Source organism: Symbiobacterium turbinis, from assembly GCF_055383075.1.
This window is the reverse complement of record NZ_AP042433.1, coordinates 2,180,797-2,203,753: the sequence shown is the minus strand read 5'-3', so window position 1 is coordinate 2,203,753 and position 22,957 is coordinate 2,180,797. Positions and strand designations below refer to the sequence as shown.

22 protein-coding genes are annotated in these 22,957 nt (G+C 68.0%); 16 read left to right on the top strand and 6 right to left on the bottom strand.

The genetic code is table 11. The annotated features are described in order from the left end of the window. Positions 1 to 442: 442 nt before the first annotated feature. The 9 genes from ACZ45O_RS10500 to ACZ45O_RS10460 all read left to right on the top strand — a co-directional run bounded on the left by ACZ45O_RS10500 (position 443) and on the right by ACZ45O_RS10460 (position 11,910). Positions 443 to 2,014, top strand: a complete 1,572-nt coding sequence (locus ACZ45O_RS10500) for a 2-isopropylmalate synthase (RefSeq protein ID WP_464852832.1) — start codon at positions 443 to 445, stop codon at positions 2,012 to 2,014. 123 nt (positions 2,015 to 2,137) lie between these two features. Continuing rightward, positions 2,138 to 3,013, top strand: a complete 876-nt coding sequence (gene ilvE / locus ACZ45O_RS10495; protein ID WP_464852830.1) for a branched-chain-amino-acid transaminase — start codon at positions 2,138 to 2,140, stop codon at positions 3,011 to 3,013. 74 nt (positions 3,014 to 3,087) lie between these two features. Further along, entirely contained in the window at positions 3,088 to 4,770 is a 1,683-nt protein-coding gene (gene ilvD / locus ACZ45O_RS10490) for a dihydroxy-acid dehydratase (RefSeq protein ID WP_464852829.1), read from the top strand. Between the two features lie 18 nt (positions 4,771 to 4,788). After that, positions 4,789 to 6,504: a biosynthetic-type acetolactate synthase large subunit gene (ilvB, locus tag ACZ45O_RS10485; RefSeq protein ID WP_464852827.1), complete on the top strand. Its 1,716-nt coding sequence runs from the start codon at positions 4,789 to 4,791 to the stop codon at positions 6,502 to 6,504. A gap of 149 nt (positions 6,505 to 6,653) precedes the next feature. Continuing rightward, positions 6,654 to 7,508, top strand: coding sequence for a class II fructose-1,6-bisphosphate aldolase (locus tag ACZ45O_RS10480; protein WP_464852825.1), 855 nt, complete (start codon positions 6,654 to 6,656; stop codon positions 7,506 to 7,508). Positions 7,509 to 7,621: 113 nt separating this feature from the next. Beyond that, the gene (locus ACZ45O_RS10475; protein ID WP_464852823.1) at positions 7,622 to 8,644 is read left to right on the top strand and encodes a carbohydrate kinase family protein; all 1,023 of its coding nucleotides are present in this window, start codon (positions 7,622 to 7,624) and stop codon (positions 8,642 to 8,644) included. Beyond that, positions 8,637 to 9,929, top strand: a complete 1,293-nt coding sequence (locus ACZ45O_RS10470) for an O-acetylhomoserine aminocarboxypropyltransferase/cysteine synthase family protein (RefSeq protein WP_464852821.1) — start codon at positions 8,637 to 8,639, stop codon at positions 9,927 to 9,929. The genes ACZ45O_RS10475 and ACZ45O_RS10470 overlap by 8 nt, the downstream gene beginning before the upstream one ends. Before the next feature lie 84 nt (positions 9,930 to 10,013). Continuing rightward, positions 10,014 to 10,430 (top strand): CoA-binding protein, encoded by a 417-nt coding sequence (locus tag ACZ45O_RS10465; protein ID WP_464852819.1) that lies wholly within the window; start codon positions 10,014 to 10,016, stop codon positions 10,428 to 10,430. A 622-nt stretch (positions 10,431 to 11,052) separates the two neighbouring features. Beyond that, on the top strand, positions 11,053 to 11,910 hold the full coding sequence (locus ACZ45O_RS10460) for a hypothetical protein (protein ID WP_464852818.1): 858 nt from the start codon (positions 11,053 to 11,055) through the stop codon (positions 11,908 to 11,910). A 491-nt stretch (positions 11,911 to 12,401) separates the two neighbouring features. On the opposite strand, the gene ACZ45O_RS10455 is transcribed toward ACZ45O_RS10460, so the two are convergent. Further along, entirely contained in the window at positions 12,402 to 13,253 is an 852-nt protein-coding gene (locus tag ACZ45O_RS10455) for a 5'-3' exonuclease (RefSeq protein WP_464852817.1), read from the bottom strand. An 80-nt stretch (positions 13,254 to 13,333) separates the two neighbouring features. Between ACZ45O_RS10455 and ACZ45O_RS10450 the strand changes: the two genes are divergently transcribed. Next, positions 13,334 to 13,729 carry a hypothetical protein gene (locus tag ACZ45O_RS10450; RefSeq protein ID WP_464852816.1) on the top strand — a complete coding sequence of 132 codons (396 nt, stop codon included), beginning with the start codon at positions 13,334 to 13,336 and terminating at the stop codon, positions 13,727 to 13,729. Between the two features lie 465 nt (positions 13,730 to 14,194). Here the strand turns inward: ACZ45O_RS10450 and ACZ45O_RS10445 are convergent, their stop codons facing one another. Next, positions 14,195 to 14,791 (bottom strand): sigma-70 family RNA polymerase sigma factor, encoded by a 597-nt coding sequence (locus ACZ45O_RS10445; protein WP_464852815.1) that lies wholly within the window; start codon positions 14,789 to 14,791, stop codon positions 14,195 to 14,197. Positions 14,792 to 15,076: 285 nt separating this feature from the next. Beyond that, positions 15,077 to 15,973, bottom strand: a complete 897-nt coding sequence (locus ACZ45O_RS10440) for a LysR family transcriptional regulator (protein ID WP_464852814.1) — start codon at positions 15,971 to 15,973, stop codon at positions 15,077 to 15,079. Between the two features lie 195 nt (positions 15,974 to 16,168). Here ACZ45O_RS10440 and ACZ45O_RS10435 point away from each other — a divergent pair, with 195 nt between their 5' ends. Further along, on the top strand, positions 16,169 to 17,248 hold the full coding sequence (locus ACZ45O_RS10435) for a M42 family metallopeptidase (RefSeq protein ID WP_464852813.1): 1,080 nt from the start codon (positions 16,169 to 16,171) through the stop codon (positions 17,246 to 17,248). A gap of 76 nt (positions 17,249 to 17,324) precedes the next feature. Here ACZ45O_RS10435 and ACZ45O_RS10430 read toward each other — a convergent pair whose 3' ends face one another. Together ACZ45O_RS10430 and ACZ45O_RS10425 are read right to left on the bottom strand one after the other, a co-directional pair. Continuing rightward, on the bottom strand, positions 17,325 to 17,540 hold the full coding sequence (locus ACZ45O_RS10430; protein WP_464852811.1) for a hypothetical protein: 216 nt from the start codon (positions 17,538 to 17,540) through the stop codon (positions 17,325 to 17,327). A gap of 156 nt (positions 17,541 to 17,696) precedes the next feature. Then, on the bottom strand, positions 17,697 to 18,650 hold the full coding sequence (locus tag ACZ45O_RS10425; protein WP_464852809.1) for a GntR family transcriptional regulator: 954 nt from the start codon (positions 18,648 to 18,650) through the stop codon (positions 17,697 to 17,699). Between the two features lie 151 nt (positions 18,651 to 18,801). On the opposite strand from ACZ45O_RS10425, the gene ACZ45O_RS10420 reads away from it, so the two are divergent. After that, positions 18,802 to 19,083, top strand: coding sequence for a hypothetical protein (locus ACZ45O_RS10420; protein ID WP_464852807.1), 282 nt, complete (start codon positions 18,802 to 18,804; stop codon positions 19,081 to 19,083). A gap of 124 nt (positions 19,084 to 19,207) precedes the next feature. Beyond that, entirely contained in the window at positions 19,208 to 19,456 is a 249-nt protein-coding gene (locus tag ACZ45O_RS10415; protein ID WP_464852805.1) for a hypothetical protein, read from the top strand. 44 nt (positions 19,457 to 19,500) lie between these two features. Here the strand turns inward: ACZ45O_RS10415 and ACZ45O_RS10410 are convergent, their stop codons facing one another. Beyond that, positions 19,501 to 21,015 (bottom strand): DEAD/DEAH box helicase, encoded by a 1,515-nt coding sequence (locus ACZ45O_RS10410; RefSeq protein ID WP_464852803.1) that lies wholly within the window; start codon positions 21,013 to 21,015, stop codon positions 19,501 to 19,503. Between the two features lie 114 nt (positions 21,016 to 21,129). On the opposite strand from ACZ45O_RS10410, the gene ACZ45O_RS10405 reads away from it, so the two are divergent. From ACZ45O_RS10405 to ACZ45O_RS10395, 3 genes are all read left to right on the top strand, one after another. Then, positions 21,130 to 21,369, top strand: a complete 240-nt coding sequence (locus ACZ45O_RS10405; protein WP_464852801.1) for a hypothetical protein — start codon at positions 21,130 to 21,132, stop codon at positions 21,367 to 21,369. Between the two features lie 100 nt (positions 21,370 to 21,469). Beyond that, positions 21,470 to 22,189: a peptidylprolyl isomerase gene (locus ACZ45O_RS10400; RefSeq protein WP_464852799.1), complete on the top strand. Its 720-nt coding sequence runs from the start codon at positions 21,470 to 21,472 to the stop codon at positions 22,187 to 22,189. Beyond that, positions 22,176 to 22,943 carry an endonuclease III domain-containing protein gene (locus tag ACZ45O_RS10395; protein ID WP_464852797.1) on the top strand — a complete coding sequence of 256 codons (768 nt, stop codon included), beginning with the start codon at positions 22,176 to 22,178 and terminating at the stop codon, positions 22,941 to 22,943. The genes ACZ45O_RS10400 and ACZ45O_RS10395 overlap by 14 nt, the downstream gene beginning before the upstream one ends. Positions 22,944 to 22,957 lie beyond the last annotated feature (14 nt).

Below are 22,957 nucleotides of genomic sequence, written 5' to 3'. Positions count from 1 at the left end.
ATGGCCCCGCACTGAATGCCAACACAGCGGATGCGCCGTGGATAGGCCCCACAGGGGGCGAACCCACAGCGAAGGCGAACAGACCGGATGCTTCGGGGATGGGCCCCCACGGGTGTGGACCCACAGCGAAAGCGAACAGAGCGGATGCTCCGGGGATGGGCCCCCACAGGGGGCGAACCCACAGCGAAGGCGAACAGAGCGGAAGCTCCGGGGACTGACCCCCACCAGGGGGACCCACAGCGGATGCGAACAGAGCGGATGCTCCGGGGATGGGCCCCCACGGGGGCGGCCCCACAGCGAAGGCGAACAGAGCGGATGCTCCGGTGATAGGCCCCCACGGGTGTGGACCCACAGCGGATGCGAACAGCGTGGAAGCGGTGTGGATCACACCCCCCTATGGACACAGACAGTACGAACATAAAGGAAAAGGATGGTGACGGCGATGACGCGGCGGATTCGGATCTTCGACACCACCCTGCGGGATGGTGAGCAGGCTCCTGGGTTCGGCATGACGGCGGAGGCCAAGCTGGAGGTGGCCCGCCAGCTTAGCAGGCTGGGCGTCGACGTGATGGAGGCCGGTTTTCCCGCCGCCTCGCCCGGCGACTTTGAGGCCGTGCGCACGATCGCCGAGACCATCAAGGGACCCACGATTGCCGGCCTGGCCCGGGCCAACGAAGCGGACATCCGGCGCTGTTACGAGGCCGTGAAGCACGCGGAGAAGCCCCGCATCCACACCTTCATCGCCACTTCGCCGATTCACATGCAATACAAGCTCCGCAAGAAGCCGGAAGAGGTGGTGCGGGCCGCACGGGAGGCCGTCGCCCTGGCCCGGTCGCTGGGGCCGGAGGTCGAGTTCTCGGCCGAGGACGCGACCCGCTCCGACTGGAACTTCCTCGTCCAGATTTTCACCGTGGCCGCCCGGGCGGGCGCGACGATCCTCAACGTGCCCGACACCGTCGGCTACACCACGCCGAAGGAGTACTACGACCTCATCCGCCACCTCATCGAGCACGTGGACGCCCCTGAGGGGGTCCAGTTCTCGGTACACTGCCACGACGACCTGGGTCTGGCGGTGGCCAACACCCTGGCCGCCATCGAGGCCGGCGCCACGCAGGTGGAGTGCACCATCAACGGCATCGGCGAGCGGGCGGGCAACGCGGCCCTGGAGGAGATCGTGATGGCCCTGCAGGTCCGGCGGGACCAGTGGGGTGTCTCCACCGGCATCAATGCCCGCGAGATCTACCGCACCTCCCGGCTGCTGCAGAGCGTCACCGGCGTCCCGGTTCAGCCCAACAAGGCGATCGTCGGGGCCAACGCCTTCGCCCACGAGTCCGGCATCCACCAGGACGGCATGCTGAAGCACCGGGACACCTACGAGATCATGAAGCCCGAGGATGTGGGCGTGCCGGAGTCGGCCCTGGTGCTCGGCAAGCACTCCGGGCGGGCCGCCTTCCGTGCCCGGCTGGAGCACCTGGGCTATCAGCTCACCGACGCCGAGATCGACTCCGCCTTCCAGCGGTTCAAGGAGCTGGCCGACCGCAAGCGCACCATCAGCGACCACGACCTGGTGGCCATCGTCGGCGACGAGCAGGCGCATCGCACGGTGGCGGAGGTCTGCCGTCTGGAGTCCTTCCAGGTGGTGTCGGGGAACGAGCAGATTGCCACCGCGTCGGTCCGGCTGGTGCGTGACGGCCAGGTGGTCCAGGAGGCCGCTTCGGGCGATGGACCCATCAACGCGCTCTACCACGCCATTGACCGGGCGGCCCGCTTCGAGGGGCAGCTGCTGGACTACCGGCTCAACGCCGTGACCGAGGGGCAGGACGCCCTGGGCGAGGTCACGGTGCGGGTGCGGGCCGGCGACCGGGTGGCCTCCGGCCGGGGCACCTCCACGGACGTCATCGAGGCCTCGGCCCGGGCCTACATGAACGCCATGAACAAGATCCTCTCCGGGGCCGCGCTGGCCGTATCGGACGATCCCGCGCCCGGCTGGCAGATGCGGGCCTACGGCGACTAGCCGACCAGGCCGGCAAGTGCGGCCGTACGGCGACGAGCCGACCAGGCCGGCAAGTGCGGGCCTGCGGGGACCAACCCTGGGGACTGGTGGCGGAGACTGATCACACGTTGGGGAGGGGTTAACGTGTCGATCCAGGTTTATGTGGATGGTGAGTGGTATCCGCGGGAAGAGGCCAAGGTGTCTGTATTCGACCACGGCTTCCTTTACGGCGACGGCGTCTTCGAGGGCATTCGGGCCTACGGGGGCCGGGTCTTCCGGCTGACGGAGCACCTGGAACGGCTCTACGACTCCGCCAAGGCGATCTGGCTGGAGATCCCGCTCACCTGGCGGGAGATGGAGGAGGTCGTGCTGGAGACCCTGCGCCGGTCGAATCTGCGGGATGGGTACATCCGGCTGGTGGTCTCCCGGGGCAAGGGCGACCTGGGGCTTGACCCCCGCAAGTGCCCCCGGCCGACGGTGGTCTGCATCGCCGACTCCATCCAGCTCTACCCCGAGGAGGTCTACACCCGGGGGATGCAGGTGATCTCGGTCTCCACCCGGCGGAATCCGCCGGATACCGTCTGGCCGCAGGTGAAGAGCCTCAACTACCTGACCAGCATCACCGCGAAGATCAGCGCGGCCACCCAGGGCTACCCCGAGGTGGTCATGCTGAACAAGGAAGGTTACGTCTGCGAGGGCACCGGCGACAACATCTTCATCGTGAAGAAGGGCCGGCTGATCACGCCGGCGGTCCACCTGGGCATCCTGCCCGGCATTACCCGGGCGGCGGTGATGGAGTACGCCCGGGAGCTGGGCTACGAGGTGGAGGAGGGGACCTTCACCCTCTACGACCTGTACACCGCGGACGAGTGCTTCCTGACAGGCACCGCCGCCGAGATCGTGCCGGTGGTTGAGTGCGACGCCCGCAAGATTGGCACCGGCGAGCCCGGCGAGATCACCCGGCAGCTCATCGACGAGTTCCGCCGGCGGGTGCAGGAGGAGGGCACGCCCATCTGGTAGAGGCGAGCGCAGGCGCCGGCCAGCGCCGGTTGCCCGGGGAACCACTGTATTACTCAACGATGGAGGGATAGACGGTGCGCAGCGACATGATCAAGAAAGGGCCCGACCGGGCTCCGCATCGAGCGCTGCTGAAGGCGACCGGTGTGACCGACGCCGACATGGGAAAGCCCTTCATCGGCATTGCGAACAGCTACATTGATATTGTGCCGGGGCACGTCCACCTGAAGGAGTTCGGCGACCTGGTGAAGGAAGCCGTGCGGGAGGCCGGCGGCGTGCCCTTCATCTTCAACACCATCGGCGTGGACGACGGCATCGCCATGGGCCACATCGGCATGCGCTACAGCCTGCCCAGCCGGGAGCTGATTGCCGACGCGGTGGAGACGGTGATCGAGGCGCACCAGCTGGATGCGATGATCTGCATCCCCAACTGCGACAAGATCACCCCGGGCATGCTCATGGCGGCCATGCGGGTGAACGTGCCCACGATCTTCATCTCCGGCGGCCCCATGGCGGCCGGGCGGCTGAAGGACGGCCGCAAGGCGGACCTCATCAACATCTTCGAGGGGGTCGGCGCCCACAGCCGGGGCATGATCAGCGATGAGGAGCTGAAGGAGCTCGAGGACCTGGCCTGCCCCACCTGCGGCTCCTGCTCGGGCATGTTCACCGCCAACTCGATGAACTGCCTCTGCGAGGCCCTGGGGCTGGCCCTGCCGGGCAACGGCACTGCCCTGGCCAAGTCGGCGGAGCGGGAGGAGCTGGCCCGGGCGGCGGCCCGGCGCATCGTGGAGATGGCGATCGCCGGCGGGCCAAAGCCCCGGGAGATCGTCACCCTGGAGGCCATCGACAACGCCTTCGCGCTGGACATCGCCATGGGCGGCTCCACCAACACCGTGCTGCACACCCTGGCCATCGCCACCGAGGCGGGGATCGACTACCCGCTGGAACGGATCAACGAGCTCTCCGCCCGGGTACCTTATCTCTGCAAGGTCTCGCCGGCCACCTACGAGGTGCACATCGAGGACGTGCACGCGGCCGGCGGCGTGATGGCCATCCTTAAGGAGCTCTCCCGCAAGGAGGGGACGCTGCACCCCGACTGCCTCACGGTGACGGGCAAGACCATCGGCGAGCTCTGGGCGGAGGCCGAGAACCGCAACCGCGAGGTCATCCGCCCGGTGGAGGACCCGTACGCCGAGACCGGCGGCCTGGCCATGCTTTTCGGCAACCTGGCGCCCAACGGAGCGGCCCTGAAGGTGGGGGCGGTAGATCCGTCCATTACCACCTTCACCGGCCGGGCGATCTGCTTCGATTCGCAGGACGAGGCCCTGCAGGGGATCTTCGGCGGCAAGGTGCAGCCGGGCCACGTGGTGGTGATCCGCTACGAGGGGCCCAGGGGCGGTCCCGGCATGCCGGAGATGCTGGCCCCGACGTCGGCCATCGTGGGGATGGGGCTCGGCACGGAGGTCGCCCTGATCACCGACGGGCGCTTCTCGGGCGGCACCCGGGGCATCTGCCTGGGCCACATTTCCCCCGAGGCTGCCGAGGGCGGTCCCATCGCCCTGGTTCAGGACGGCGACCCGATCACGATCGACATCCCCGGCCGCCGGCTCTGGCTGGATGTGCCCGAGGAGGAGCTGGAGCGGCGCCGGGCGGCCTGGGTGAAGCCGGCGCCGAAGGTGCGGCGGGGCTGGCTGGGGCGCTACGCCGCCATGGTGACATCGGCCAACACGGGTGCGGTGCTGCGCACGCCGGAGGAGTGAGCAAAGGAGGACGTTGAGATGGAGATGCAGGCGGCTCGCGCCCTGCTGAGGGCGTTGGAGGCGGAGGGGGTCGAGGTCATCTTCGGCTACCCCGGTGGGGCGAGTCTGTACATCTACGACGCCCTCTACGACAGCCCCATTCACCACGTGCTGACCCGTCACGAGCAGGGGGCCATCCACGCGGCCGAGGGTTACGCCCGGGCGACGGGCAAGGTGGGGGTGGTGCTGGCCACCTCCGGCCCCGGCGCGACCAACCTGGTGACCGGCCTCTGCGACGCCATGATGGACTCGACGCCCATCGTGGCGATCACCGGGCAGGTGGTCCGCTCGCTCATCGGGCGGGACGCCTTTCAGGAGGCCGACGTCACGGGCATCACCATGCCGGTGACGAAGCACAACTACCTGGTGACCGACCCCGACGACCTGCTGCGAATCGTCCGTGAGGCCTTCCACATCGCCAGCACCGGCCGTCCGGGTCCCGTCCTGATCGACATCCCGAAGGATGTGACCAACGCGCAGATCCGCTGGGAGTACCCGCCCGCGATCCACCTGCCTGGGTATCGGATCCCCCGTGAGGCCCGCCCGGAGGCGGTGGCGGAGGCCGTGGAGGCGATCCGCTCTGCGCAGCGGCCGGTGCTGATCTGCGGCGGGGGCGTCGTCTCGTCCGAGGACGCCGCGCGACCCTTCCGGGAGCTGGCGGAGCGGATGGACGCCCCGGTGGTGGAGACGCTGATGGGCCTCGGCGGCTTCCCGATGGACCACCCGCTGTGCCTGGGCCTGGTCGGCATGCACGGCACCTTCGCCGCCAACCGGGCCGTGGCCAACTCCGACCTCCTGATCGCCTGCGGCATGCGGTTCGACGACCGGGTGACCGGCATGGCCTCCCGGTTTGCGCCCAAGGCGCGGGTGATCCACATCGACATCGACCCGGCGGAGATGTCCAAGAACCTGCACTCGCACATCCAGCTGGTGGGCGACTGCGGCCTGGTGCTGGCCCAGATCAACGAGGCCCTGGGCGACTGGTCGCAGACCCTGCCCGAGTGGCGGGCGCAGGTGCAGGCCTGGCACGAGCAGCATCCGCTCTGGGGCGTGCGCCGCGGCGAGGAGATCCCGACCGATCCGGCCGGGGTGCCGAAGCCGCAGCAGGTGATCCAGGCGGTGCAGGAGGCCTTCGGGCCGAAGGCCATCGTAGCCACCGACGTCGGCCAGCACCAGATGTGGGCCGCGCATTACTGCACCCGCACGGAGCCCCGCACCTGGCTCTCGTCCAGCGGGCTCGGCACCATGGGCTTCGGCCTGCCCGCAGCCATCGGCGCCGCCATCGGCCGGCCGGACCGGGATGTGGTGGTCATTACCGGCGACGGCTCGATCCAGATGTGCATCCAGGAGCTGGCCACCGTGGTGCAGGAAAACCTGCCCGTCAAGATCGTGCTGATCAACAACGGCTACCTGGGCATGGTGCGCCAGTGGCAGGAGATGTTCTACAAGGGCCGGTACAAGGAGGTCGACCTGCGGCCGGGCATGCCGGACTTCGTGAAGCTGGCTGAGGCTTACGGCATCAGGGGCCTCAGGGTGCGGCAGCTCGGCGAGCTGGCCGACGCCATGGCCGAGACCCGGGCGCACGACGGCCCGGTGCTCCTGGAGGTCGTGGTGCACGAGGAGGAGAACGTCTTCCCCATCGTGCCGCCCGGCGGGGCCAATACGGAAGCCCTGCTGAGCCGGCCCGGAAAGTAGTGCGATGTATAACCGCCGCGCCTATAGACGAACCCTATAAGTGTTATTGAAAGAATCGATACCTCGTCCGATAGGAAGCAACCGTCCGGCTGGCATAACACTCCACTTAGAAGCAAAGGCGCCCCGGGGGCGCGGTGGGAGGCAACACGATGACTCTGGTCTCACTGAGGACGATCTTGGATGCAGCACAGGAGGGCAAGTACGCGGTCGGTGCGTTCAATTGTAATAACCTGGAGATCGTCCAGGCCATCGCCGCGGCCGCGGAGGAGGCCCGTTCTCCGGTGGTTCTGCAGGCGAGCCAGGGGGCGATCAAGTACGCCGGCCTCGATTACATCGTCGCCATGGTGAAGGCCGCGGCCGAGAAGGCCACGGTGCCCATTGCCCTGCACCTGGACCACGGTACCGACTTCAACACCATCGTCGCCTGCATCCGGGCGGGCTTCACGTCGGTGATGTTCGACGGGTCGCAGTACGAGAAGGAAGAGAACATCGCCCGCACCCGGGAGGTCGTCAAGATCGCCCATGCGGTGGGCGTCTCGGTCGAGGGCGAGATCGGCAAGATCGGTGGCGTGGAGGACGACATCGTCGTCGACGAGCGGGACGCGATGCTCACGCCCGTTCCCGACGCCATCGAGTTCTACGAGGCCACCGGGGTGGATGCCCTGGCCATGTCCTTCGGCACCGCCCACGGCCCGTACAAGCTGCCGCCCAAGCTGGACCTGGACCGCATCGCCGCGGTGCACGAGAAGACCGGCGCCTACCTGGTGATGCACGGCGGCTCCGGCGTGCCCGAGGAGGATGTGAAGAAGGGCATCGCTCTGGGCATCCGCAAGGTGAACATCGATACGGAGCTGCGCCAGGCCTTCCTGGGCGAGGTGCGCCGGCAGCTGGCAGAGAAGCCCAACGAGATCGACCCCCGCAAGATCTTCGCCCCGGCCCGGGACGTGCTGAAGGAGCACATCAAGGAGAAGATGAAGCTTTTCGGGTGCGCCGGGAAGGCGTGAGATCCGGCCCGCCTGCTGCGCGGGCAGGGCGTGAGGGGTTCTGCCAGGAAAAACGATCGCCGCTGGGGAAACCTACCCAACGGCGATCGTTCTTTTCGAGGAGGACACACGGCATGCGGCATCTGTTCACCTTCGGCGACCTGGTCCTGGACGTGGTGGCCACGGCGGAATCGGGCCTGGAAGCCGACACGGACACGCCGGGAGAGGTGCGCTCCGCCCCCGGCGGGTCGGCGGCCAACTTTGCGGTCTGGACGCGCCGCCTCGGCAGTCCCGTCTGCTTTGCCACCCGGGTCGGCGACGACCTGCTGGGCCGGGCCCTGGTGGCAGACATGCGGGAGGAGGGCGTCGAGGTGCACGCGGCGGCGGATCCGGTCCACCCCACCGCGGTCCTGGTGTTGTTCAGCGATGGCGTGCAGCGGCACATGATGGTGCCCCGGGGGGCGAACCACTTCTTCGGACCCGGCGACCTGCCCGAGGAGCGCATCCGCACGGCCGGCTGGCTGCACGCCACCGGCTACGCCTTCTTCTGGGAGGCGACCCGCCGGGCCCTGGACCGGGCTCTCACGGTGGCCCGTGAGGCCGGGGTGCCCACCTCGTTCGACCCTTCCTCGGCCGGGTTCATCCGCAGGCACGGGCTGGACCTGCCAGAGGGCATCAAGGTGCTCATGCCCAACCGGGACGAGGCCCGGGCGCTCACGGGCTGCGCCGACGTGGAGGCGGCCGCCCGCGAGCTGGCCCGCCGTGCCGAGTTGGTGGCGGTGAAACTGGGGCCCGAGGGGGCGCTGCTGGCGCAGGCCGTACCCGATGGCGCCGGGCCGGCCCAGATGCGCGCCGGGGCCGCTCAGATGGGTGCTGGGGCCGCTCAGACGGGTGCAGGGGCTGCAGGCACCGCCGGCACGGCGGTGGAGCTAACCTATGTCCCCCCGGTGGCGCCTTCGGCCCCGCCGGTGGACGGCACAGGCAGCGGCGATGCCTGGGGCGCCGCCCTGATCGACGGCCTCCGCCGGGGGCTCGATCCGTACCGGGCGGCGCTGCGGGCGAACCGGCTGGGGGCTGAGGTGGTGACCCGGGTGGGCGCACGCCCGGTGCTGCCGCCGGAGATCATGCAGGAGATGGAGGTTGACGACGATGTCTGACCGCAGGTACCGGCCGGAGACCCTGGCGATTCACGCCGGCTGCGAGGCCGATCCCGTGACGGGTGCCCAGGCGGTGCCCATCTACCAGACCACTGCCTATGCCTTCCAGTCGACCGAGCATGCGCGGCAGCTCTTCTCGCTGGAGGCGGAGGGCAACATCTACACCCGCATCAACAACCCCACCACCGCGGCGTTCGAGGCGCGCATCGCGGCGCTGGAGGGCGGGGTGGGCGCCGTGGCCTTCGCCTCCGGTCACGCCGCGCTGGTGGCCACCGTGATGGCGATCTGCAACGCCGGCGATGAGATCGTCACCTCCTCCAGCCTCTACGGGGGCACGTACAACCTGTTCGCGACCACCCTCCCCAAGTGGGGCATCACCGCCCGGTTTGTGGAGGCGGGCGACCTGGAGGGATTCCGGCGGGCCATCACCCCCCGGACCCGCCTGATCTTCGGCGAGGTGATCGGCAACCCCCGGCTGGACTTGTTCGACATCGCCGGGGTGGCCGCGATCGCGCACGAGCACGGGCTGCCGCTGGTCATCGACAACACCTTCGCGACGCCGATCCTCTGTCGGCCCTTCGAGCACGGGGCCGACCTGGTCATCCATTCGGCCACCAAGTGGCTCGGGGGCCACGGCGTGGCGATGGGCGGTGTGGTGGTGGATTCAGGCAACTTCGACTGGAACTCGCCCCGCTTCCCCGGGTTCACCGAGCCGGACCCGTCCTACCACGGCGTGCGCTACGCCGTCGACTTCGGCCGCGCCGGCTTCATCACCAAGGTGCGCGCCCAGATGCTGCGCGATCTGGGCGGCTGCCAGTCGCCGTTCAACTCCTTCCTGCTGCTCCTGGGCCTCGACACCCTTGCCCTGCGCATGCGGGCCATCAGCGAGAACGCCATGGAGATCGCCCGGTACCTCGCGGAGCACCCGGCGGTGGCCTGGGTGCGGTACCCCGGCCTGCCCAGCCATCCGGACCATGCCCTGGCGCGGCGCTACCTGAGCGGGGGCTACGGTGGCATGCTGGTCTTCGGGCTGAAGGGCGGCCTGCAGGCGGGCGCGCGCTTCATCGACTCGGTGCGGCTCTTCTCCCACGTGGCCAACGTCGGGGACGCCCGGTCGCTGGTGATTCACCCTGCCTCCACGACCCACAGCCAGCTGACGCCGGCCCAGCGGGAGGCCGCAGGCGTGGGTGATGATCTGATTCGGGTTTCGGTGGGCTTCGAGGCGGTGTCGGATCTGATCGCCGACCTGGAGCAGGCGCTGGAGCGGGCCATGGCGGGTGCGTGAGCTTGCTCGGCCGCCAGGAACCATCCCTTTCACCGCTGTGTGTACGTCTCAAATGTGAGATGTATGAAAGGGAGGGCGATTGGCGTGGCGGCGAATGATCCGAATACGATCGCGTGGGTGCTGAACGGCCCGAAGGTGCTGGCGGTGGTGGGGCTTTCCGACAACCCCGCGCGCCCGAGCTACCACGTGAGCCAGGAGATGCAGCGCCGCGGCTACCGCATCGTGCCGGTCAACCCCAAGGGCGGCGAGATTCTGGGCGAGAAGGTGTACGCCTCGCTGACGGAGATCCCGTTCCCGGTCGACGTGGTGCAGGTCTTCCGCGCGCCGCAGTACGCCCTGGATGTAGTGCGGGAGATCGCCGAGATGACCGTGAAGCCGAAGGTGCTGTGGATGCAGGAAGGCGTGGTCAACGACCAGGCGGTCGCCGAGGCAGAGAGGATGGGCCTGCTGACGGTGCAGGACCGGTGCCTGTATAAGGAAGCCGTGAAAGCTAACGTATAAAGTTGCTTAGATATGGGAGGACCGGAGCCACCCATGGGGGGGAGGGCTCCGGTCCTTGCGCGCTGTTCGCATGATGTGTGGGTGACCGCCGGGGCCGAGAGGCCTGTCGGTGAGGGGACCGGGGAGGCCCATGGGGGGGAACGGCCGGACCTTACGTGCTGTTCGCATTATGTGTGGGTCCGCCGGGGCCGCGGGCCTGCGGGCGAGGGGACCGGGGAGGCCCATGGGGGGGAACGGCCGGACCTTACGTGCTGTTCGCATTATGTGTGGGTGGCCGCCGGGGCCGCGGGGCCTGCTGGCGAGAGGACCAGGGAGGCCCATGGGGGGGCACGGCCGGACCTTACGCGCGCTGTTCGCATTATGTGTGGGTGACGGTGGGACGAAGGGGCGTGGCGGGATCGCCGAGACCACGGGCCGTGCCGGACCACGGGACCCCTGGGCTGACTGACAGTTTTCCAGGGCAGCCGGCCCAGCTGCACCTGCCGAGTTAACGGAAAAGATTGACAGCAAACCTAAGTTCGGGTAAGATGGGAACAGAAACCGAACGCGGGAGGGGTCGTGGAAACCCATGAGCGGCAGCGTGACTCGGCCTGCAACCTGTCATCACTGTCAGGCTACCGCCGTGCAGGGGCACGGTTCCTACAAGCGCCGGGACGGCACCTGCCTGAAACGATACCTGTGCCGTGCATGTGGCCGGACGTTCAGTGAGGCTACGGGGACTCCGGCCTGCCGGCTGCGCAAGCGGAAGGAATGGAACGAGATGGTGCACCTGCTAACCGATTACCTGCCGCTGCGCAAGATGGCGGCTCGGCTGAAGGTGAGCTTATCTACCGCCTTCCGATGGCGCCACCGCGCCCTGGCCGCGCTGGCTCAGCAGCCGCGCCCCCAACTGGAAGGCCGTGTCTGCGTGGGTTACTTCGTCATTCGTTATTCCGAAAAGGGCAGTCGCACCTGCAACGGGCCGGGAAGCTGGGGCTATTTCAACTGGCTGCGCAGGAGGGTTCTGGATCCTACTCGAACGGGTCAGCGATTCCGCCTGCTGACCGACGGGCGGCCCAGCGTCATCATGGTGGCCCAGAATGAAGACGGATATCGGCTGTTCGATCTCGGGCAGGGGCGCGTCACCCCGGAGCGGCTGGCGATGGGGCTGAAAGCCCTGGTCCGGCCGGATTCGGTGGTCTACGCATACGAACAGCGGCACTTCAAAGTCGCCTGCCAGCAGAGCAACCTCCGGTTTCGGGACGCATCCCGGGCCCTCGGCCTGCTCTATGAAGGGAACACGGAGGCGGAGGACTACTGGGCGGGTCTCCCGGCTGTGCCTGAATATGCGTACGGGTGGTTCCGCCAGTTCAACGGCATCGCCACCCGATACTTGGAGCACTATATGGCCTGGTATTGCGACATTGTGCGCAAGGTGATCCGCAATCAGCGGACCCACCGCGATCTGCCGGAACTGGAGCTGCTGAAGGCGACCGCATGATGCTCATACACGATGCTCACGCCCGATTCCCTCATGACTCCCACGCATGATGCGTCCACGACATATGATCCGATCCTGGCGTGCCGACGCATGAGCAGTGAAGCGGCCCAGGTCGCGCCGGCCGGGGATGGTGGCCTGCTGCCGCTTGCTCTCTGCTGCCACGTGCTCCGTGAAGCAGGCCTGCCCGCGCCTGGCCACGGGTGCTGATGCGCCGACGTGGGCCTGGCCCTGTGGCGCTGTGATGCTGTCGGTCCGGTAGGCGCAGGCATGCTGCCGATGGCCGCCTGGCGCTGGCTGACCGGATGGGGCACCGCCGGCACCGGTCTGTTCCCGCGCGCCCGCGACCGAGCACAGGTTTGCCTGCCCCGGGGAGTTTGTGGGCATGCGAGCTCGTCCTGCTCTGCTTCTCCCGCATGGCCGTGGGCGGTACCCACACGCAACAAGAACAGCGCTTAAGGGCCGGCGATGGTGGGGCGCCGGGTGCCCCGGCCTTAGGCCAGCGCCTGCTGAAGGGCGCCCAGCAGCGAGCGGAAGCGCAGTTCCTCGAAGACGGCAGCGCAGGTGCCCGGGTCCAGTCGCAAAGCGCAGTCCTCCGGGGTGCACGAGACCGGGGCGTGCCTGTCGATGGTGGCGAGTTGCTTGGAGAGGAGGGCGATCTCCCGGCCTTCCTCCAGCCTTTCCCTGAGCCGTCCGCACTGGGTGTGGGCGTGGGCGAGGACCGCTTCCAGTGTGTCGTACTGCTGCAGCAGCTTGATGGCCGTCTTGGGCCCGATGCCACGGATTCCGGGGATGTTGTCGGAGGCGTCGCCTGCCAGGCCCTTCAGGTCGGCCACCTGGGACGGGAGGATGCCCCATTCCTCGACGAAGCGAGGGACGTCGTAGGTGACGGTCTGGTTCAGCCGCTTCACGTACTCCACCGTCGTTCGACCGGAGAGCAGCTGGAAGGCGTCGCGGTCGCCTGTGAGCAGGGTGACCTCCATCCCTGACTCTTCCGCCTTGCGGGCCATGGTGCCCATAAGATCATCGGCCTCGTAGCCCGGCGCTTCCAGAACGGTGATGTTCAGCGCCGTGAGGACCTCGCGCAGCAGGTCGAACTGGGGCGCCAGGTCGGGCGGGCATTCGGGCCGGTTGGCTTTGTACTCCGGATAGAGAGCGGTGCGCCGGTTTTCTGCGATCGGAACGTCGGTGGCCACCGCCAGGTGGCTGGGCCGCACCGCCGCGAGCAGCCTCAGGAGCATGCTCATGAAGCCGTACACGCCGCCCACGGGACGTCCGCGTGGGTCCGTCATGGGCGGAAGCGCAAAGAATGCACGGAACAGGAGACCGCCGTCAACAAGAAGCATGGAATGAATGGTGATCGACCCTTTCCGGAAAGGATTTCGGCAGGGCGGGGCAGACTACGCGGGACAGGGGGGAAGTCAGGATGGTCTGGTTCTTGCTCTTCCTAGCTGTACTCGGGATTGCCTGGTTCCTCTTCGTACCCCGGGCCGGCGAGAACGAAACCGCGCTGCCGCTGGATGGCGACCGCCCAGCTGCGGATGCCGACGCCACCACCACCGCCAACGTCGACGCCACCGCGGATGCCGACGCCACCGCCATCGCGGATGTCGATGCCACCGCGAATGCTGGCGCGACCGCAAACGCGGCCGCTACCGCGGACGCCGACGGCACCGCCAGTGCGGACGGGGCGCCTCAGGTATCGGCACATGCGACGGGAACCAGGCCCCGGACCGAGGGGCCGGGCTGGCTGCCCGAGAACTTCGAGGCCGAGAAGTACGACCAGCCCGGGACCTACGATCAGCCTGGGACCTTTGAATAGCCCGCGTGGGAGCCGGATAACCCGCCTGGGAGCGGGATAACCCGCCTGGGAGCGGGATAACCCGCCTGGGAGTGGGACAACCCGCCTGGGGCCGAAAGCCCGGGCGTTTTGCGCCGCCGGGGAGCAGTCCCCAGTCTCTTCGAGTTGCGTCGGCGCGATCCCTGCCCGCGCGAACAACCCCCTGGAGGCTTCCGCCTTCAGGGGGTTGCGGTGCCCGGCTCTCCTGCTCTGTTCCTGCCTAAACAACCATCCGGGCACCTAAAAGGAGCGCCAGAGGATTTCGGAACAACGGGTTCTACCGGGCCGGGTCGCCATTCTGGGATCCAACGATCTCGAATCGGCGGGCTTCGGAATCTGAGCCATCCCCTGCGCCCCTTGCAATTTCAGTTTAACATGTTCATTTGCCCCACGAACAGCGAACGAGGGGTTACTTTTCTGAAAGAATCATACGAACAAAAGTTTCGCTTATCCGGCGATGTCGAGCCGCTTGCCCTCGGTATCCTCGATGATGCCGCGCAGCGCCTGCCGGGCCCTGTGCAGCCGCGACTTGATGGTGCCCAGGGTGGTGCCCAGGGCGGTGGCGATCTCCTGGTAGCTCAGGTCGTGGAGATCGCGGAGGATCACGACGACGCGGTAGTCGTACGGCAGCCGCATGATGGCCCGCTGCACGGCGGCCTGCACCTCGTGGCGCTCCGCGTACTCCACGGGGCCGTCGGCGTCGTCTGCCGCCTGGCGGGGGACGGAGCCCTCATCCAGGGGAAGCGCCTCGTCCAGCGATGTACAGCGGGTGCGCCCCCTGCGCCGCAGTTCGTCCAGGCAGGTATTGGTCACCACCCGGTAGAGCCAGGTGGAGAACTGGGAGTCGCCTCGGAAATTGTGCAACCGCACGCAGACGCGCACCAGGGCCTCCTGGGCCGCGTCGCACGCATCGGCATGATTTCCCATTAACCGATAGGCCAGATTATAGGTGCGCTGCTCGTAACGGCCGATCAACTCGCCCAGCGCGCAGCGATCGCCTTCCTGTGCCCGTTCCACCAATTGCTCATCCGTCAACAATTGCATTCCAGAGAGTCCCTCCCGTCAACACTGTCCAGAGCCGCCCCGAGCTGCGTCGACTTGTGCTTCGTTTTATCTGCTTTCGCCCTTACTAACGAGATTGGACGCTGAAGGTTACGGGCTACCCTTCGAGTTTTTCACTTTCTCATGGTATAAAGCTTCGCAGGTGTAAGCGCATATATGACCGCAGCGGTGCCGCCCAATTGGGCAGCACCGCTGAATTTGGCACCTCTAGTCGCTGTTGGCCGCCGTTGCTGATCGCTCAGAACGGCGCTCGGCGTTGGCTGCGGATCAGTCTTCCTCCTCATCGCGCCCTGTGAGGATGGCGATGAACTTCTGCAGGGTATTGCTGAAGTTCTTGCCCCGCTTGTAGATCACCCCGACCGGCCGCTCGATGCGCATGTCGGCGATGGGCAGGGCGACCAGCGAGCCGGACTTGACCTCCCAGCGGGCACACCGCCGGGGGATGATCGAAACGCCCAGTTCGGCCTCCACCGACCGCTTGATCGTCTCGACGTTGTCGAACTCGTGGATCACATCCACATCCACACCGTGGTCGTTCAGCACCCGGTCGGTGGCCTTCCGGGTGGGGATGTCGGGATCGAAGGCGATGAAGGGCATGCGGTGCAACTGCTGCAGCGCAACCGGCTTGCCTTCCCGGGCCAGCGGATGGTTGGGGCTGACGATGACCACCAGCTCATCGGAGGGCAGCGGGATCACGCCCATCTGCCGCCCTTCCTGGGGGTAGGCGACGATGCCGATGTCCACCTGGTTCTGCCGCACGGCCTCGTAAATCTTGTTGGTACGGCTGTACTCCAGGTGTATCCGGGCCTGGGGGTACGCCTGGATGAATTTCTTGATGTATGGCGGCAGGTCGTGCAGGCCCACAGTATAGACGGTGGCCACCCGGATGGTCCCGGAGACGGTCTTGCTGAGGTTCGCCATCTGTTGCTCCAGTGCCTCGTAGCGTTCCACGATCTCGCGGGCGCCCTCGTAGAAGATCCGTCCGGCCTCCGTCGGATAGATGCCCTGGGGCGACCGCTCGATCAGCCGCTGCTGAAAGTGCTCCTCCATGGCCTTCACCTGCTGGCTCACGGCGGGCTGCGAGATGAAATTGCGCGCAGCAGCCTTGGAGAAGCTGCGGGTTTCGATGATGTCGCAGTATACCCGGAGGTACGACAACAGCATGGTGGCGGGTCCCCCTCGGTGTTAAGCTGTGGCAGGGCCAGAAGGCCTGCTTATGACCAGATTAGGCGTACTGAAGGGGAGGGGCAATAGACCAAAGTCCTATTCGACCTAGGGAGTTGGCAGGGGATTCGCAACAGATGGTTGAATTAACCACAAGCCTCGTCAAGTATATCGATGAAGAGGGAGGCCCAACTGGTGGATCAACGTCTGAAAATGTATGAGGAGCTCACCAGCGTGAGCGGGATCTCCGGTTTTGAGGAGCCCGTGCGGCAGGTGATGCGCAAGTACCTGGAGCCGCTGTGCGACGAGATCATCAGCGACAATCTGGGATCCATCGCCGGCATCAAGAAGGGACAGGCGGGCGGCCCCCGCATCATGCTGGCCGGCCACCTGGACGAGGTTGGCTGGATGGTCACCCAGATCACGGAAAAGGGGTTCCTGAAGTTCCAGCCCGTGGGCGGTTGGTGGAGCCAGGTGCTGCTGGCCCAGCGGGTGAAGGTGCTGACCCGCAAGGGCGAACTGATGGGTGTGGTCGGCTCGAAGCCGCCCCACATCCTGACCCAGGAAGAGCGGAACAAGGTCGTCCAGATCAAGGATATGTTCATCGACATCGGCGCCAGCTCCCGGGATGAGGCCAAGGAGTGGGGCGTGCGGCCGGGCGACCCGATTGTGCCGCACTGCGACTTCCACGTGATGCCGAACCCGAAGATCCTGATGAACAAGGCCTGGGACAACCGGGCCGGCTGCGCCGTGGCGATCATGGTGCTGGAGGAGCTGAAGGGCCAGGACCATCCCAACGAGGTCTACGCGGTGGGTACGGTGCAGGAGGAGGTCGGCCTGCGGGGCGCGACCACCATGGCCAACACCATCGAGCCCGACATCGCGTTTGCGCTGGACGTCGGCCTGGCGACGGACGTTCCCGGCGGCGACGGGCAGGTCGAGGGCAAGCTGGGCGAGGGGCCGCTGATCATGGTCTACGACGCCTCCATGGTGCCTCACCGGGGGCTGAGGGACCTGGTGATCGACACGGCCGAGGAGCTCGAGATCCCCATCCAGTTCCAGGCCATGGCCGGGGGCGGCACCGACGCAGGGCGGATCCACATCCAGGGCCGGGGCGTACCTTCCCTGGTGGTGGGCTTCGCCACCCGGTACATCCACAGCCACGCGGGGCTGATCCACCGGGACGACATGGAGAACGCCGCCAAGCTGCTGGCGGCGGTCATCAAGAAGCTGGACGCAGAGACGGTGGCGCGGCTGAAGAACAACCTGAGCTAGCGACCGCCGGAAGCCGGCCGCCAGCGCGGGCCGGGCACGGACGACCGAGCCGGGCGGGGATTCCCCCTCGCCCGGCTCAGCGTGTTGCCGCAACGAACCGGCGGCGGTGCTCGGCCAGCAAGCTCCGCAGGGCCTCCAGCGAGGGGGCCAGCCGCGCCTGCTCCTTCAGCGCCTCCGGAAACTGATCGGAGCAGATGATGGCCACACGCAAGGCCATCGGATCTTCCGCCCGCTCGAGGATGTCCAGGTAGACCTGGCGCATCTTCGCCGGGCTCATCGTCGCCTGGCTCACCCGCAATCACCCCCACCGGCTGTCGTTACCGCCTATTATACCGCACAGGGGGTCGGAGTAGTACGAAACGTGATGAAATGCGGGACGCAGCCGATGAAGTGCAGAAACGTGGTGAAATGCAGGACGCGGCCGATGAACGCCGCCTGCGAACGGCATCTACACCCAGGAGGAGCGCACCGCCACGCGTGGCGGGCGGGCCGGGCTGCCCAGGACCCGGCGCAGGCTGGCCACGGCCTCTGGGGGCGTGACCAGAGGCTCGCGGATGCAGGGGATGTCCGGCCTGGCCGCCCGGGCGGCGTCCGCCAGGGGGTAGCCGCTGGGCGCCGCCAGCAGGCAGGCGGCCTCGCTCAGGAGGGGGAGGAGCCCCTCGGGGTCCGTGGCCGCGCGGAAGCGCAGGTGGCCGAGGCCGCCCTGCTCCAGGCTCTGCTGGACGCGCGCCGCCTGCACCCGGTCCGCTGCGGCCACCGCAACGCAGGATCCGGCAGGCAGGCCCTGGAGCCGCTGCAGCGCGGCCCGGGCATCGGGTCCGGCCAGGACCACCGGCTGCCGGTCCCGCAGGGCGGGCGCGTGGAACAGGGTGGCGGCGACGGGGGCGGAGGGCGGGATCTGGCCCAGCTCTTCCGGCAGGGCAGGGGCCACCTGCGCGCCGGGCAGCTGCGACTCCAGCTGCCGCTGCAGCCGCCGCAGGTCCGCCCGGGCGGTGCCCACCAGGATCACGCGGCCCGAGGCGGCCTGCGGACCGCGGGCGAGCAGCGCCTGCGAGAGCAGATCCAGGGCCAGCTCCTCGGCGTCCATGCCCCAGTCATCAGCGGTGGCCAGCACGCCGGCCAGAAGGGAGCGCAGGGCGGCCCCCGGCGCCGGCCCCGGGGGGTCATCGGCCACGAAGATCCCCTTGCCCTGGTGCGATGTCAGGTATCCCTCACGGACCAGCTCCTCCACCGCCCGGGCCACGGTGTTGACGTTGATGGCCAGCCCGGCAGCCAGGTCCCGGAGCGAGGGCAGCTGGTCGCCGGGATGGAGGAGCCCTGCGGCGATCTGGTACCGGATCTGGGCCTGCAGCTGCTGCTTGACGGGAACACAACTGTCACGGTTCAGCCGGAAGGCCTGCACTCGGTCACCTCCCCTGAACGGGCTCGGTGGTGGCCCACAGACTCGGCGCCGCGCTGGAGCCTGCGGATGTCGATGCATCGCTTCGCACCGCCCCTGGATGCGCATAGGCCGTTCGCTGGAAGGGGCATCCTATCGAGGGAGGTGAAGGCGGATGGATCGGGAGGAGGAGCAGTTCCAGGAGGGGCCTGGGCTGATTCGCCCAGGCGTGTTCTACGGGGCGCGGATCGAAGGGCCGCTGGGCCGCGCGGCCCCCGTCGGCGATGACCGCCCCAGCGGCTCGACCCGCAGGAGGGAGTCCACCATGAACATCCCCAGGGCCCGCCAGGTGCCGGTGGAGGGCGCCGTGACCGGGCCGGAGGCCCCTCCGCCCAGGGTCGACCTGATCCGGGGCCAGATGGAGATCGACCAGCTGGACGACATGGCGACGCCGTAGCGATCCGGGGGTCAGGGCGGGAGGGGAGCGCCCTGACCCTTCGCCGTGCGCCGGCCCGGCAGGAGGGGTTCGCCGCCTGCCCGCCGAATAGTCTGCCATGAGCGTAGATTAGGAGGTCGGGGACATGGCAAAGGGCGGACTGACCCAGAAAGACTTGATGATCTGGGTCATGAACCATCCCAACGGTACCAAGTATTACTACCTCATCGAGCGGGAACCCTTCGAGCGGGAGGGGCTGAAGAAGGCCGTCCACCGGGTGGGCAGCACGGGGGATGCTGTCTTCCTCTACCGGGACCAGGCCGAGGCCGAGCTGGCCAAGTTCCCGCCGGGGGACGAGGAGCCTGAGGCCGGCGAGGCCGCCGAGCCCGCCTAGCCTGCGCAACGGAGTCCGGAGCCGCGCGGTGGCTCCGGACTCTTTCAGTGCACGCCGAACAGCGAGAGGATCTCCTCGCGGGTGAGCCGCTGCAGGAGGAACTGCTGCTCCTGGTCTTCGCTCATCTCCGTCAGGGGATCCATCACCTGGTGGAACAGGGCCCGCTTCTGCTCCACCAGCTCGGCAACGCGCTCCTCTACGGTGCCCCGGGTGAGCAGGGTGGTGACGTAGACCGGCCGCCGCTGGCCGATGCGGTGGGTGCGGTCCTCGGCCTGCTGGGCAACCGTGGGGTTCCACCAGTGGTCCAGGTGGTAGACGTGGTTGGCCCGGGTGAGGGTGATGCCCACGCCCCCGGCTTTCAGCGACATCGCCAGCACCCGGGGCATCTCCTTGTGCTGGAAGTGGTGGACGATCAGCTGCCGGTTCCAGTCGCTGAGCGACCCGTCGAACAGGACGGCCCCGAAGGGCTCCAGCCGGGGAAGGAGCGGCTCCAGGGTGACCTTGGGGTACTGGGAGAAGATCAGCACCTTCTCCCCGCGCTCGATGAGCGCAGCCAGCTCCTGCTCCAGGAAGGCCATCTTGCAGGAGGACCCGGTGGCGGGATCCAGGTTGCAGAGCTGCTTCAGCTTGTTGAGCAGGGTCAGGGCGATCATGGGGGCGGCGGCGTGGCCGGCCTGCCGGATGGCCATCACGCCCGCGCGCTCAGCCGCCTCGTAGGCCATGCGCTGGGCCGGGGTCAGCTCCAGCCAGACCGTGCGGTGCTCCTTGGGCGGCAGGTGACAGAGCACGTCCGCCTTGCGGCGGCGGAGGACGTAAGGCGCGATGCGCCGGTGAATCTCCTCGACCGGGCAGCCCTTCCGGTCAGGCAGCAGGCCCGGCTTCAGGTAGGCGAAGATGGCCAGAAGCTCCTCCACCCGGTTTTCCAGCGGCGTGCCCGAGAGCCCCCAGCGCCGCTGGGCCGCCACCTGGGCCACGGCCCGGTGGATGGCGGTATTGGGGTTCTTGATGCGCTGGACCTCGTCCAGCACGATCAGGTCGTAGGCGTCGGGAGCGGCCAGGCCGGCCTTCAGGTCCTCGCGCCAGCTCTCGTATCCGACCAGGTGCACGTGCACCTGGCAGCGCCAGTACCACTGCCGCCGCCGGCGGGGGCCCTCCACCGGCACCACCCGCAGGTCCGGGGCCCACCGGCGCAGCTTGTAATACCAGTCGAAGATGAGCGTCTTGGGGCAGAGGATGAGGGCCCTCGCCACCTCGCCCCGGCGGATGAGCAGCCGGAGGGCGGCGATGGCCTGAATCGACTTGCCGAGCCCCATCTCATCCCCCAGCAGCGCCACGGGATGCTCCAGCAGGAAGTTGGCGCCGTCCACCTGGTAGTCATAGAGCTCCTCGCCCGGCGGGGCGTAGAGGGCATCGGGGTCGGGCGCCGCACCCTCAGGCGGCGCCGGCAGGTCAAAAAACTGGAGGGGTGCGTCCGGGCTCTGTGCGCCCCACTCGTTGCCGGCGAAGATGCTGGGGGCCGGTGGAAGCCCGAGGCTGTGGGTCACCGTTGACAGACTCACGGCGCAGACTCCCCCCAATCGCGCAGTCTGGTCCGCGATAGTCTGCGCGCTGGAGGAGTCTACATAACAGGGATGTTCTGGGCAGGGGAGAAGCTTTGCGGAGGTGTGAACTGCATGATGGATGCCGCGGAGATCCGCAAGTTCGGCGTGGAGCCTGACTTCGACCGCTACACGTACGAATCGAGCGCGTGCTCCTGGTGCGGTCAGCCGGTGCTGATCGTACAGTCAAAGGAGCGGATGCCGGGCTACCGCACCGCGGCCACGGCCTGCGAGAACTGCATGTCGAAGCTGACGAAGCGGACCCGGGCGAAGGAGTTTCAGTGGGTCTTCCTGCCCGGCTGGCGGCCGGAGTAGGCGTGGACCCCGGGCGGACCAAGTCCGGCTTGCCCGGCCCCGGCGGGACGGGTTATCCTGTTCGGGAGCACACCGCACTGACTACTGGAGGGAACGACGGATGCACAGCAGAGGCTGGAAGGCGGCCGCGGCGGCGCTCCTGCTCCTGACCATGCTGGCGGGATGCGGCGGCGCAGGCGGGCCGCAGGATGTGTACAAGAACCCGGCGGGTCAGCAGGACGGGGCCGGGAAGGACAATACCGGGCAGGACGACGCCGGGCAGGACGGCTTCAAGCAGTGGGACAAGCCTCCCGAGATGGTCATCGATCCCGCCAGGCGCTACACCGCCACGATGGAGACCAGCCTGGGCACCATGAAGTTCGAGCTCTTCGCCGACGAGGTGCCGCAGACGGTCAACAACTTCGTGTTCCTGTCCCGCGAGGGCTTCTACGACGGGGTCACCTTCCACCGGATCATCAAGGACTTCATGATTCAGGGCGGCGACCCGACGGGCACCGGCACGGGCGGGCCCGGGTACACGATCCCGGATGAGTATCCGGTCACCCGCGCCTACACGCGGGGCACCCTGGCCATGGCCCGCACCGCTGCGCCCAACTCGGCCGGCAGCCAGTTTTTCATCTGCACCGGCGAGACCTGTGGCGGCCTCGACCAGCAGCCGCACTACGTGATCTTCGGCCAGCTGATCGAGGGCGGCGACGTGCTGAGCGAGCTGGAGTCGGTGGAGGTGAAGCGGGGCAACGCCATCGATCCCGTCCCCTCGACTCCGGTCGATCCGCCGGTCATCCAGCGGGTGACCATCGAAGAGCATGACGCGGAGTGAGGAGCGGCGCGCTCCCGGCCAGGATCGGGCGGGGCCCCCGCGGCTCCTGATACCTGAGCCTGCTGAGGGCTGGGCCGCCTGGCTGGATGGGCTCTTCCGGCGGCTGCTGAGCGCGTTCGGGCCGCGCCACTGGTGGCCCTCGGCCCTGGCGCCGGCGCCCGCCCGGGCGGAGCCTTTCGAGATGATCGCCGGCGCCATCCTGGTGCAGAACGTGGCCTGGAGCAACGCGGCGAAGGCGGTGCGGGCGCTGGCGGAGGCCGGGCTGCTGGATGTGGCGGCGATGGCCGCGGCGCCTGCGGAGGCGGTGGAGCGGCTGATCCGCCCGGCCGGCTACTTCCGGCAGAAGACCGGGCGGCTGAAGGGTTTTGCCGCTTACGTCTCGGAGCGGTACGGGGGCGACCTGGCGGCGATGCTGGCCCGGCCGACCCCCGATCTGCGGGCGGAACTGCTCTCCCTCAGCGGCATCGGGCCGGAGACGGCTGACTGCATTCTGTGCTACGCCGCCGACCGGCCGGTGATGGCGATGGACGCCTACACCCGCCGCATCTTCGCCCGCCTGGGGCTGTTCTCCCCGGACATTCGGTACCACGACATGCAGGCCTTTTTCCACGCGCATACACCGGCAGACGCCGCCCTGCGGGGCGAGTACCACGCCCTGATCGACACGCTGGGCAGCCGGCTCTGCCGCAAGCGGGCGCCGCGCTGCGGCGAGTGCCCGCTTGCGGATCTCTGCGCGCGGGTGGATGTTGCTTAGCCGCGAACCCGCAT